This window comes from Priestia flexa, assembly GCF_021441905.1.
GTDB classification, from domain to species: domain Bacteria; phylum Bacillota; class Bacilli; order Bacillales; family Bacillaceae_H; genus Priestia; species Priestia flexa.
Genome location: NZ_CP090431.1, coordinates 3,369,915 through 3,382,072 on the forward strand (window position 1 = coordinate 3,369,915; position 12,158 = coordinate 3,382,072).

Here is a 12,158-nt window from a genome sequence, read left to right on the forward strand (position 1 = left end):
TTTCAAAGAACAATCGCACTCAAAATTCTTCTTATTAGATAAGAAGAAAGTGATGTACTTTCTATTAAATGAGAGATTGAACTCTCAAAACTGAACAAAGCTTCAAAACGTACGTCTTGTCTAGCTACGGCTCCTAGTCATTCAATCGTTTCACTTTTGTCAACGAAACCAAATAACGGTTTCCCTGTCAAAAGATCCAACGCTTTTCATGACTAAACAATCGCCTTCGCTTTTCATGTAAAAATCCTTAGAAAGGAGGTGATCCAGCCGCACCTTCCGATACGGCTACCTTGTTACGACTTCACCCCAATCATCTGTCCCACCTTAGGCGGCTGGCTCCATAAAGGTTACCCCACCGACTTCGGGTGTTACAAACTCTCGTGGTGTGACGGGCGGTGTGTACAAGGCCCGGGAACGTATTCACCGCGGCATGCTGATCCGCGATTACTAGCGATTCCAGCTTCATGTAGGCGAGTTGCAGCCTACAATCCGAACTGAGAATGGTTTTATGGGATTGGCTTGACCTCGCGGTCTTGCAGCCCTTTGTACCATCCATTGTAGCACGTGTGTAGCCCAGGTCATAAGGGGCATGATGATTTGACGTCATCCCCACCTTCCTCCGGTTTGTCACCGGCAGTCACCTTAGAGTGCCCAACTAAATGCTGGCAACTAAGATCAAGGGTTGCGCTCGTTGCGGGACTTAACCCAACATCTCACGACACGAGCTGACGACAACCATGCACCACCTGTCACTCTGTCCCCCGAAGGGGAACGCTCTATCTCTAGAGTTGTCAGAGGATGTCAAGACCTGGTAAGGTTCTTCGCGTTGCTTCGAATTAAACCACATGCTCCACCGCTTGTGCGGGCCCCCGTCAATTCCTTTGAGTTTCAGTCTTGCGACCGTACTCCCCAGGCGGAGTGCTTAATGCGTTAGCTGCAGCACTAAAGGGCGGAAACCCTCTAACACTTAGCACTCATCGTTTACGGCGTGGACTACCAGGGTATCTAATCCTGTTTGCTCCCCACGCTTTCGCGCCTCAGCGTCAGTTACAGACCAAAAAGCCGCCTTCGCCACTGGTGTTCCTCCACATCTCTACGCATTTCACCGCTACACGTGGAATTCCGCTTTTCTCTTCTGCACTCAAGTTCCCCAGTTTCCAATGACCCTCCACGGTTGAGCCGTGGGCTTTCACATCAGACTTAAGAAACCGCCTGCGCGCGCTTTACGCCCAATAATTCCGGATAACGCTTGCCACCTACGTATTACCGCGGCTGCTGGCACGTAGTTAGCCGTGGCTTTCTGGTTAGGTACCGTCAAGGTACAAGTAGTTACTCTTGTACTTGTTCTTCCCTAACAACAGAGTTTTACGACCCGAAAGCCTTCATCACTCACGCGGCGTTGCTCCGTCAGACTTTCGTCCATTGCGGAAGATTCCCTACTGCTGCCTCCCGTAGGAGTCTGGGCCGTGTCTCAGTCCCAGTGTGGCCGATCACCCTCTCAGGTCGGCTATGCATCGTTGCCTTGGTGAGCCGTTACCTCACCAACTAGCTAATGCACCGCGGGCCCATCTGTAAGTGATAGCCGAAACCATCTTTCAATTTTCTCTTATGCAAGAAAAAATGTTATCCGGTATTAGCTCCGGTTTCCCGGAGTTATCCCAGTCTTACAGGCAGGTTGCCCACGTGTTACTCACCCGTCCGCCGCTAACGTCATAGAAGCAAGCTTCTAATCAGTTCGCTCGACTTGCATGTATTAGGCACGCCGCCAGCGTTCATCCTGAGCCAGGATCAAACTCTCCGAAGAAATGTTTGACTTGCTCATAAAAGTTTAAAAAAATTAACGTTGACGTTTGTCGCTTTGTTCAGTTTTCAAAGTTCAACGTCGCTCGGAAGCGACTTTTTAATATTACCAAGTTACTACCGTAAAGTCAATAACTTTTTTAAAATAATTTTTCGCTTTTTTTCAGCGTGTCTGCTGTGTTATCTCAGCGACATTTAATAATATATCATTATTTTATTTATATAGCAACTGCTTTTTTGATATTTTTTTAAAAAGTTAACTATAGTAAAAAAATCATTTTACTAGATGACTGACCTTTTATAGGAATAGAACTTTTCATTCTCACATATCTTCTAGTAATAACATTGAATAGATAGGAAGTTGATGTCATGAACCTATGGATTTCAATCGCTCTGTACGTATCCTTTATTATGTCCATCTTTTTAATTTCTCAAGCATATTTCGAATCTTTGCGCTTAATGAACTCTGAAGGAAAGGTAAAAGGAATTCCTTTCGTTTTTCTATCGTCCTTAAGTTTGTTTTTTACACTTTTAACTTCTTACTTTTATCAATTACTCTATTAACAAATTTCTCTACACTTCGACAAATTCCCTCTGACAGGTTGTCGAAGTTTTTTTATGAAACATAAAGAGAGTGCTGGTACAATATTAAATGAAAGCGCAATCATTAAGTAGGGGGGAACTAAGATTGATGCTAAAGAATTTAACAATTGGCCAATTATTAAAAGAAACAAGCACTGCATTTAAAAATCACCCAGCGACTATTTACTCCCAAGAGAATATTCACTATACGTATAACGAATTGTATAACGAAACGGGAAAAGTTGCAAAAGCTCTACTAGGATTAGGAATTAAAAAAGGAGACCATATTGCAGTTTGGTCTACCAATCGCTTGGAATGGATTTTACTTCAACTCGCTTCTGCTCGAATTGGTGCCGTACTAGTTACAGTAAATACAAGTTATCAAGAAGCCGAAGTAGAATATCTTTTAAATCACTCAGATACAACTGCCCTTTTCTATATTGATTCCTTTAAAACGACTTCATATTCATCAATCATTGCATCTATTGTTCATAAACTTCCTAGACTACAACATCTAATTAGTATCGATAATAAAAACCAAAAAATGAATTGGAATCAATTTCTACTATATAGTATGAACATTTCAGATGAAGCACTAACTCTCGCTGAACAAAACGTATACCCTGAAGAAGTAATTAACATGCAATATACTTCTGGCACTACCGGGTTTCCCAAAGGCGTTATGCTTAGTCACAATAATATAGTAAATAACGCTCTTTTAGTAGCTAATGCAATGAAGCTATCTCACCAAGACAAACTTTGTATCCCTGTACCTTTCTTTCATTGTTTTGGTTGTGTTATGGGATTATTAGCATCCGTATGTGTTGGAGCGACCATGGTGCCCATCGTTGAATTCAATCCTACCGTTGTACTTGAAACTGTTGAAAAAGAAAAGTGCACTGCTTTACACGGCGTACCCACTATGTTTATTGCTGAACTAAATCTTCCAAATTTCCATGATTACGATTTATCAAGTTTACGAACGGGAATTATGGCTGGATCGAATTGTCCTACCGAAGTAATGAAACGCGTAATGAATGACATGGGAATTAACGAAATCACCATTGCCTATGGACAAACTGAAAGCTCACCTGTTATTACTCAAACAACAACTACCGACTCCCTAGAAAGACGGGTAACAACCGTTGGAAAAGCTCATCCTCACGTACAGGTCAAAATCATCGATCCGATAAACGGACACGTATTACCAATAGGTGTTCAAGGGGAACTTTGCGCAAAAGGCTACTTAATTATGAAGGGATATTACAAAATGCCTGAAGAAACAGCCAGGGCCATTGACTCTGACGGGTGGCTTCATACTGGTGATTTAGCCGTCATTGATAATGAGGGATATATTAAAATTACCGGTCGCTTAAAAGATATGATTATTAGAGGCGGGGAAAATATCTATCCTCGCGAAATCGAAGAATTTTTATACCTTCATCCAAAAATTGAAGATATTCAAGTGATTGGTGTTCCCGATAAACATTACGGAGAAACAGTGGTGGCTTGCATTAAATTAAAGCCAGGTGTAGAAGCAACAGCATCTGAAATTAAAGAGTATTGCAAAAACAAACTTTCACACTTTAAAATACCTGAGTCTATCTATTTCGTAGAAGCATTTCCGATGACCGCATCTGGAAAAATCCAAAAATATAAACTACGAGAACAACTTCAAAATTTTTCATAAAAAATGATATTTTTCATCTCTAAACACTAAAAATGGTTTACTATACTAACTATACATATCTGTCCTGATTTTATCATACAGATATAAAACAACACAGTTTAGTGAAATAGGTGAATTAGATGGATCATCAAATGTTATTGAAACTTGGCATATCTGCTCTATTAGGACTTATTATCGGATTGGAGAGAGAATTAAAGCGTAAGCCTGTAGGCTTAAAGACGTCGCTTGTCATTTCAATTATTAGCTGCTTATTAACCATTGTCTCAATTGAGTCCTCTCACATTTTTAACGATGGTGATAACATTACTATGGATCCACTGCGTTTAGCAGCGCAAATTGTATCTGGTATTGGATTTCTTGGTGCGGGAGTTATTTTACGCAAAGAAAATGACAGTATCTCGGGGTTAACAACGGCTGCCATTATATGGGGAGCTGCTGGTATAGGTATCGCTGTAGGAGCTGGCTTTTATACGGAAGCATTTATAGGGGTTATTTTGCTCATTATTAGCGTCGAACTGCTTCCATTTTTAATTACGGTTTTCGGACCAAAACAGCTACGTGAAAAGGAGCTTATCCTTCAACTGAAACTTGCTAATAAACATAATATTGTTGAGACAACAGCTAGCATTAAAGAAAAAGATATTACAATAAAGAATATCCGTATTAAAGATTTAGATACGGGGCAACTATATATTCGAATGAAGGTGTCCGTTCACCAAAAACGCCCTACCACTGAAGTTTATTACGAAATACAGAAGATTTCAGGCATTCGAAGCATTGAAATTGAAAATGTCTAAAAGGCTATAATGCCTTTTAGACATTTTTTAATTTCTTTAAAAATTGTTCCTGGGATCTTTCTGATAATCGAAGCTCCTCCTCTGTCGCTTCTGTTAATAACTTATACTTTTCCACATGTGGTAGATTCATGCTGTGAATAATTTCTCTACACTGCTTTAAAAAAGACGTGTATTGTGTATAACTATCGTCAAACTGAACCTTTAACTCACTAATAAGCTTCTTTGTCAACAAAGGACTTGCGCCATTTGTGGATACGGCAACTGATAGATCTCCTCTTGAAAAGCTCGCAGGTATATAGACATTTCCTTTTGTGTGAGCACTAGCCATATTAATAAGCTGGTGTTCACTCTTTTCTTTCTCTACTATATCTAAAGCGTCAAGTTGATTAGTAGCTACTACAACAAGAAATACGTGAGTTAAGTCTTTCTTTTCTAAGCAGCGCTTTTTCACCTTTATTTTCCCTTGCTTGTCCCATTCATGAATTTCATCATCCACATGTGGAGAAACAACTATGATCTCTGCTTTATGTTCCAACAGCTTGCGTATACGCCTAACCGCTACTTTTCCTCCGCCAACAATTAAAATGGTTTTACCTTCTAAATTAAGAGTAACGGTAAACATCATATTCATTGCCTTGACTGTTTAATAATTTGTTCACTTGATTTTGTAAGATATTACTTAACCTATCATGGTAGCCTAAATAATTTGCTAAGATAAACTCTTGTTCAGCTTTATTCCATTTTTTTAACTCTGTTCGAATTTCGTTCATCAAAATCCCTGTAAATAAGAGATATGGCAACACAAACACTTGTGAATAGTTTGATTCACTTGCCTGTTTTAAGCCATCTAAAAGCTTTGGTGTTGTGGCAGCCAAATAACAAGTATCTACATGCTGAAACCCACCTTTATGTGCCAAGCGTTGAGCAATTTCATGAAAATCCTTTTTGACTTCAGGATCACTACTTCCACGACCTACTAATAGTACCATTGCGTCTTTTTTAATGGTAACTTCAGTCTCCTTAATTCTCTCTATCAAGATATCCACAATTTGATTGTCAACACCAAACGGGGTACCATAAACAACTTTGATATGTGGATAGTGTTGATAAACTTTGTGTATTTCTTCCGGAATATCTACTTTAGCATGACCAGCTGTTAACAATAAGATAGGGACAATTGCGATTCTAGTAGCTCCTTGCTCCACACACCTCTTAAAACCTTGTTCAATTGTAGGTTCTGCTAATTCGAGAAAACATACTTCTTGAATGGGAACATCAATCTTCGATTTGCTTCTTTCAATAAATTCAATGGCTTGATCACAGCCCTTTTTTACTCGGCTACCGTGACAAATATACAATACTGCATCCATACCATTCACCTCTTTACTAAGCCTCTTCAACACAAGCATATTGTGTAAAAGCTAATTTTTCAAACCAATTTAGCTTTTCATGAAAGCGAACAACCTCGCCTACAATAATTATACTTGGATTTCCTACCTTCTCTTTGTTTACGATATTAACAATTGTATCTAGCGTACCACTAACCGTGCGCTGCTGTTCAGCATACGTTCCCCAATTAACGAGTGCAATAGGCGTATCTTTTGATTTTCCGTGCTCCATAAGCGATTCACAAATATAAGGTAGGTTTTTAACACCCATGTAAATCACCAATGTATCAACAGCTGTTGTTAACTGCTCCCACTTAATGGCTTTACGAGGCTCGTCTTGACGATGCCCTGTTATAAAAGCTACGCTTGCACTATAGTCACGATGTGTAACAGGTATTCCCGCATATGAAGCTGCAGCAATTCCCGATGTAACCCCAGGAATAATCTCAAAGTCAATATTATTCTCTACAAGAGCTTCTGCCTCTTCCCCTCCTCGTCCAAATACAAAAGGGTCTCCCCCTTTTAAGCGCACGACAACTTTACCTTTTTTAGCAAACTTCACTAGAAAGCTATTAATTGTTTCTTGTTTCAACGTGTGATAATTAGGCAACTTACCACAGTAAATGATATTCACTTCTGCTTTAGCATACTCTAATAACTCTTTATTCACCAAGCGATCATATAAAATTACATCTGCTTTTTGAATAGCTTTTATTGCTTTAATCGTAACTAACTCTGGATCTCCTGGACCTGCCCCAACCAAATACACTTTCCCCATTTTTCTATTTCACCCTCTCAATATTATTAATCTACTCTTATTGATGAATAAAGCAAAGGCCCTCACGATGCAAAGCACAGCTTTGCTCTTGCGATGTGAGGGCCTTTATTTATATCTTTTAAATAAATTTTTTATTTGTTAAGTATGCTAAAACTGTTTCAACGCACTCTTCAACAGTTTGATTAAATGTATTTACGACCAGTTCAGCATTTTCTGGAGCTTCATAAGGTGAATCGATACCTGTAAAGTCACGAATTTCACCACTTCTCGCTTTCTTGTAAAGCCCTTTTGGATCTCGTTTTTCACACTCTTCAAGCGGGCACTCTACGTACACTTCTACAAATTCATCCGCTTCTAATAGCTCTCTTACCTGCGTACGATCTTCTTTAAATGGTGAAATAAAGGCTGTTAAGACAACTTGCCCACTGTCAACAAACAGCTTCGAAACTTCTCCGATACGACGAATGTTCTCAGTACGATCTTCAGCAGAAAAGCCTAAATTTTTATTTAAACCAAAGCGAATATTATCCCCATCTAATACATAGTTGCGAATGTTTTTTTCAAACAATGCTTGTGCTACTGCGTTTGCAACGGTTGACTTGCCTGAACCCGATAAACCAGTAAACCATAATACAAAGCTATAATGTCCGTTTTGTTGTCTTCTTGCTTCTTTATTAATGCCTGATTCGTGCCATGTAATATTTGTTGATTTACTCAATTCAACCGCCCCTTAATTTGAAGTTACTGTTTGCTGTAATCCTTTTATTAACACTTCAATTACTTCTTTTCGGCTAAACGTACTTGGTGGAACTTCACCATTTCGAAGCATTTCACGTACTTTTGTTCCTGATAAAATGACATGGTCTTCTTTTTCATGTGGACATGTTTTAGTTGAAGCCATTCCTTCACACTTCTTGCAGTAGAAGCTGTGTTCAAAGAATAATGGCGTAATACCAAGTTCATCTTCTGTAAAGTTATTAAAGATTAGCTGCGCATCGTATGTGCCATAGTAGTCACCTACACCAGCATGATCGCGACCTACAATAAAATGCGTGCATCCAAAGTTTTTACGTACTAATGCATGGAAGATAGCTTCTCGAGGGCCAGCATATCTCATTGCTGCTGGGAAAACAGCTAAGAATACGCGATTTTTTGGATAATAGTTTTTCAACAATACCTCATAGCTTTCCATACGAATATCCGCTGGAATATCATCAGATTTTGTTTCTCCTACAAGTGGATTTAGAAACAATCCATCAACAATTTCTAAAGCTGATTTTTGAATGTATTCATGAGCACGATGAACAGGATTACGAGTTTGAAAACCTACAACTTTCTTCCAGTTACGTTCTTTAAAAACCTCTCTTGTTTGTGCTGGATCTAAATAATATGTTTCAAATTTATCTTTTTGCGTACGATTTACAAGTACAATTGGACCTGCCACATATACATTTGGACGTTCAAATAATTTACGCACTCCCGGATGAGCTAGCTCTGCCGTACGGTAAACATGCTCTGCTTCTTTTTCCTTATTAGGCTTATACGTCTCAGATACTGTTAAAACACCGTAAACCACACCATCTTGAACAAGCTTAACTTGATCTCCTACTTGTAGCTCATGTGCTTTTTCTTCTGTAACAGGAAGAGTAATTGGAATACTCCATACTGTCCCGTCAGCTAACCTCATTCCTTCCACAACAGCTTCATAATCACGCTGTCCTAAGAAGCCTGTAATAGGGCTGTATCCACCAATTCCAATTAACTCTAAATCACTTAATGCAATATTATCTAATTCAATCTCTTTCGTAACACCTGTATAATCATAATCAGGTTGATATAAATTAACTAACTCTCCACCATGTGCTTGAATCGAACTCATTCTAAACTCCTCCTCAATGAATAACTAATATTTATCTTTAAGCAGTCATCTTTTGGTTTTCTTGTTTTTGTTTTGTTGTTTTAATTAAACTAAGAATGCCATAAGTTGCAATACAACCGCTTATCAATACCACAAACGCATAAAAATCTGTTTCAACCACTAATTTCACTAAACCGTAAGAGATAACGAGAGAAAAAACCGGCGATACAACCCATACCTTTAGCATCTGAACAATGACCTGTCTTTGATCAGATGTAAAACCAGATTTAGCTGCCCCTATTCCAATGATAGAAGATGTTGTAACCTGCGTTAAAGGGACAGGGAGTCCAAATACGGAAGCTGCGGTAACAAGCGACGCACCTGTTCCAGAAATAATACACCCTTCACCCACCGTGAAATCCGTGATTTTCTTCCCATTTGTCTCAATTACTCGATCTCCTAAAAGTAATGCACCAACCGCAACGGCTAACCCACCTGCTATAACGCCAGTTGATGTACTGATCATACCAGCTCCAACAAGCGGGCCTACGGCGTTTGCTACGTTGTTCATACCGGCTGAAAAAGCTTCAAAAAAACCGGTAGCTATTACTAAAACTGCAAGTGGCTTTTTCCACTTTTGCTGAGTAGGCGTTTTTTTCTTTTTTAATAACCACCCACATACAAAGGCAATTACAAACGAAATAATCGGTACAATAACCCAAAAGCTCATAACAATTAATAGCTTTTGTATATAAACAGATTGATAGGCAATCCCAACACCTACAACTGATCCTACTGTCACTTCACTAGTTGATAGTGGTATTCCAATTAAATTAGCAAAGAATAATGATAGAGTTGCAGAAGCTAAAATAATAATAACTAGCTCCACCGTTAGAATACTTTCTGGGATAATACCAGAACCAATGGTTTTAACAACTTCTCCTCCACCGATAACAGCACCTAGTAAAATACCTAGTGCACATATAGCTAATGCCACTTTGCGATGCTTAATGGCACCTGAACCGTAAGAGACTCCCATAGCAGCAGCTGCACCACTTGCGCCAATATTCATCGCAAAAAAGAGGGCGATTGCAAAAGCAATGTAAACAAGCATAAATTTTCAGCTCTTTCATTTAAGATTCATGTAAGCCACATTCCACTTTCTTAGTACCTGCCCATCTTCCAGATCGTAAATCTTCCATGTTATAGGCAGGTAGCGTACAGGGCTCACATCCAATGCTTGGATACCCTTGATCGTGAAGTTTGTTATACGGCAAGTTATGCTTATATACATATCGCCAAATTTCTTTCCAAGACCAATGAATTAATGGGCAAACTTTAATCTTTTTGAATTTCTCGTCCTTATTAAAAAACTCTGTTTTACTTCTTGATTCAGATTGTTCTCTTCTTAACCCTGAAATCCAAGCATCATACGGAGCAAGTGATTCTTTTAAAGGAATAATCTTGCGAATTTGACAGCATAGGTTAGGCTCAGTTTTCCAAAGTTCATCTCCATGCTTTTCAGCTTGCTCTTTTAGCGATAGGTTAGGCTTTTTCATTTGGATACGTAAATCTGGAAACCTCTCTTTAATTGCTTCAATGACTTCGTACGTCTCTTTAAAATGAACACCTGTGTCTAAAAAAACAATGTGAGCATCTTTTTTCACTTTTGAAATTAAATCAATTAATACAATTCCTTCAATTCCAAAGCTAGATGCGTAAATAAGAGAATCACCATAATGGTTATATGCCCACTCTAACGCCTTTAAAGCTCCCTTTGTTTCATCTTGCTCATCAAAAGTCGGAAATTGATTTGGCCAATTTTCATACGTATATACACTCATGATTTTCACTCCAATACTTTGTTATCCAATCAAAAAAGACGGTTTTACCCCCATAATGAAGGATAAAACCGCCTCTAGTTTGTCTAGTCAGCTATTTATTTAATTCTTACTTTTTCATTTTTCTCGAGTTGAACTACTTTCCCATCTTGAACCACAAGCGTGATTGAGCCAAACTTCATGTCGCTTAACATTTTTTCTACGCTTGCAAAAACAGAATTTAAGTCAGAGTTTTGTGCCATCACAGTCCCTCCTTATTTGTTAACAATATATTCAACAGGCTTCTGTTTTTTCATGGAAAATAAAAAGTCTTCCACATCTGAAAGACTGATTAGGCAACAAATTCACCTTATCTTTCAAAATGAAAATCATTTTGTTGGAGTTAGCACCTTGCACAACATGCAGGTTGCTGGGTTTCAAAGGGCCAGTTCCCTCCACCACTCTGGATAAGTATTTTTTAAAAATTTTAGCATATTTAGAATATTTGTCAACAGCAAAAATAATTTATCCGATAAGAAAACTATACTTTAAATTAACAGAAATATCTATTATTTTTTCATTATATGCGCAATTTTTTTGGGCGTCACTCTTAATTCACACCGTTATAGTATAGATTTATGTCTTTCGTACACATTAAAACATAATAATTATTTTAGATTGGAGCTATGTTCAATGATGGAAAGTCACTCTTTTCAATTAGATGATGTAATTAAACAAAGTTTACAAAATCATTTAAGTCAAATAGCAGCGGAAGCAACCAAAATTCAGCAACATCTAGAAAGCAGTGACCACTGTGTTTTATGTGATTTTGAAGACTTAAGAAAATTATTTCAAAGCGTACAGTCCACAGCTGCATCCTATTATTTAAGACATTACTTGTCTCCTTACACCCACGAATACGCAGCTCTTTCACTCGCGATACATAATTTATCTGAGAAACATCATGGAGCTTTAATGGTTATTGAGAGAAATGACTCAGTGGAGCACTTAATTCAAAAAGGAATTCCTATTCACGCTCCCGTTACGTCTACGCTCGTTGAAACAGTTTTTTATCCTGGAAATCCATTACATGATGGTGCCATTGTGATTAGAAACAATCAAATTATTTCGGCTGCTAATGTTTTACCACTGTCCACAAAAGTACTGCAAAAGAAGCTTGGAACACGCCACCGTGCAGCTCTTGGTATGTCTGAACAGTGCGACGCACTTATTTTAGTTGTATCAGAAGAAAGCGGTCGAATATCTTTTGCTTTAGACGGTAGCTTATATCCAATCCATTCCAGCAAAAACATCCTGTAAGCGACTACACCTGTCTGACATCATACCTTATAGTTATAAAAAAAGAGATTACACGATAAAAAAAACTTATTACAGGTTGCCTTTTATACGTCTAACGCGCTATAATCACTAATGTCAGAAAACCT

General features: G+C 38.4%; 11 protein-coding genes, 1 rRNA gene and 1 riboswitch. Of the genes, 3 read left to right on the forward strand and 9 right to left on the reverse strand.

Translation table 11 applies throughout. The features are described from left to right. Positions 1-251 precede the first annotated feature (251 nt). Positions 252-1,804: ribosomal RNA gene (locus LZP85_RS17360) — 16S ribosomal RNA — on the reverse strand. Between the two features lie 687 nt (positions 1,805-2,491). Between LZP85_RS17360 and LZP85_RS17365 the strand changes: the two genes are divergently transcribed. Both LZP85_RS17365 and LZP85_RS17370 read left to right on the forward strand, forming a co-directional pair. Beyond that, complete coding sequence (locus LZP85_RS17365; RefSeq protein ID WP_061785397.1) at positions 2,492-4,072, forward strand: AMP-binding protein; 1,581 nt, start codon at positions 2,492-2,494, stop codon at positions 4,070-4,072. Between the two features lie 119 nt (positions 4,073-4,191). Continuing rightward, the gene (locus tag LZP85_RS17370; RefSeq protein WP_025908101.1) at positions 4,192-4,869 is read left to right on the forward strand and encodes an MgtC/SapB family protein; all 678 of its coding nucleotides are present in this window, start codon (positions 4,192-4,194) and stop codon (positions 4,867-4,869) included. A gap of 16 nt (positions 4,870-4,885) precedes the next feature. On the opposite strand, the gene LZP85_RS17375 is transcribed toward LZP85_RS17370, so the two are convergent. The 8 genes from LZP85_RS17375 to LZP85_RS17410 all read right to left on the reverse strand — a co-directional run bounded on the left by LZP85_RS17375 (position 4,886) and on the right by LZP85_RS17410 (position 10,976). Next, a complete protein-coding gene (locus tag LZP85_RS17375) occupies positions 4,886-5,500 on the reverse strand; it encodes an NAD(P)-dependent oxidoreductase (protein ID WP_119543934.1) in 615 nt (204 codons plus the stop codon). Continuing rightward, entirely contained in the window at positions 5,472-6,239 is a 768-nt protein-coding gene (locus tag LZP85_RS17380; protein ID WP_100346676.1) for a sirohydrochlorin chelatase, read from the reverse strand. The genes LZP85_RS17375 and LZP85_RS17380 overlap by 29 nt, the downstream gene beginning before the upstream one ends. 16 nt (positions 6,240-6,255) lie before the next feature. Continuing rightward, positions 6,256-7,035 carry a uroporphyrinogen-III C-methyltransferase gene (gene cobA / locus LZP85_RS17385; protein WP_078989152.1) on the reverse strand — a complete coding sequence of 260 codons (780 nt, stop codon included), beginning with the start codon at positions 7,033-7,035 and terminating at the stop codon, positions 6,256-6,258. Between the two features lie 118 nt (positions 7,036-7,153). Further along, on the reverse strand, positions 7,154-7,753 hold the full coding sequence (cysC, locus tag LZP85_RS17390; protein WP_025908097.1) for an adenylyl-sulfate kinase: 600 nt from the start codon (positions 7,751-7,753) through the stop codon (positions 7,154-7,156). Between the two features lie 12 nt (positions 7,754-7,765). Then, entirely contained in the window at positions 7,766-8,914 is a 1,149-nt protein-coding gene (gene sat / locus LZP85_RS17395) for a sulfate adenylyltransferase (RefSeq protein WP_100346674.1), read from the reverse strand. 37 nt (positions 8,915-8,951) lie between these two features. Beyond that, positions 8,952-10,007 carry a sulfate permease gene (locus LZP85_RS17400; RefSeq protein WP_061785382.1) on the reverse strand — a complete coding sequence of 352 codons (1,056 nt, stop codon included), beginning with the start codon at positions 10,005-10,007 and terminating at the stop codon, positions 8,952-8,954. Positions 10,008-10,026: 19 nt separating this feature from the next. Further along, complete coding sequence (locus tag LZP85_RS17405) at positions 10,027-10,737, reverse strand: phosphoadenylyl-sulfate reductase (protein ID WP_025908094.1); 711 nt, start codon at positions 10,735-10,737, stop codon at positions 10,027-10,029. 95 nt (positions 10,738-10,832) lie between these two features. After that, a complete protein-coding gene (locus LZP85_RS17410) occupies positions 10,833-10,976 on the reverse strand; it encodes a YezD family protein (RefSeq protein WP_076512348.1) in 144 nt (47 codons plus the stop codon). A 104-nt stretch (positions 10,977-11,080) separates the two neighbouring features. After that, positions 11,081-11,187, reverse strand: a riboswitch (SAM riboswitch). 222 nt (positions 11,188-11,409) lie between these two features. Here LZP85_RS17410 and cdaS point away from each other — a divergent pair. After that, positions 11,410-12,033: a sporulation-specific diadenylate cyclase CdaS gene (gene cdaS / locus LZP85_RS17415; protein ID WP_119543966.1), complete on the forward strand. Its 624-nt coding sequence runs from the start codon at positions 11,410-11,412 to the stop codon at positions 12,031-12,033. Positions 12,034-12,158 lie beyond the last annotated feature (125 nt).

What these genes read in the sequence shown, in the direction of transcription:
- LZP85_RS17365 (WP_061785397.1), top strand. Translation starts at nt 2,492, where the DNA reads ATGCTAAAGAATTTAACAATTGGCCAATTATTAAAAGAAACAAGCACT.
- LZP85_RS17370 (WP_025908101.1), top strand. Translation starts at nt 4,192, where the DNA reads ATGGATCATCAAATGTTATTGAAACTTGGCATATCTGCTCTATTAGGA.
- LZP85_RS17375 (WP_119543934.1), bottom strand. Translation starts at nt 5,500, where the DNA reads ATGAATATGATGTTTACCGTTACTCTTAATTTAGAAGGTAAAACCATT.
- LZP85_RS17380 (WP_100346676.1), bottom strand. Translation starts at nt 6,239, where the DNA reads ATGGATGCAGTATTGTATATTTGTCACGGTAGCCGAGTAAAAAAGGGC.
- cobA (WP_078989152.1), bottom strand. Translation starts at nt 7,035, where the DNA reads ATGGGGAAAGTGTATTTGGTTGGGGCAGGTCCAGGAGATCCAGAGTTA.
- sat (WP_100346674.1), bottom strand. Translation starts at nt 8,914, where the DNA reads ATGAGTTCGATTCAAGCACATGGTGGAGAGTTAGTTAATTTATATCAA.
- LZP85_RS17400 (WP_061785382.1), bottom strand. Translation starts at nt 10,007, where the DNA reads ATGCTTGTTTACATTGCTTTTGCAATCGCCCTCTTTTTTGCGATGAAT.
- LZP85_RS17405 (WP_025908094.1), bottom strand. Translation starts at nt 10,737, where the DNA reads ATGAGTGTATATACGTATGAAAATTGGCCAAATCAATTTCCGACTTTT.
- LZP85_RS17410 (WP_076512348.1), bottom strand. Translation starts at nt 10,976, where the DNA reads ATGGCACAAAACTCTGACTTAAATTCTGTTTTTGCAAGCGTAGAAAAA.
- cdaS (WP_119543966.1), top strand. Translation starts at nt 11,410, where the DNA reads ATGGAAAGTCACTCTTTTCAATTAGATGATGTAATTAAACAAAGTTTA.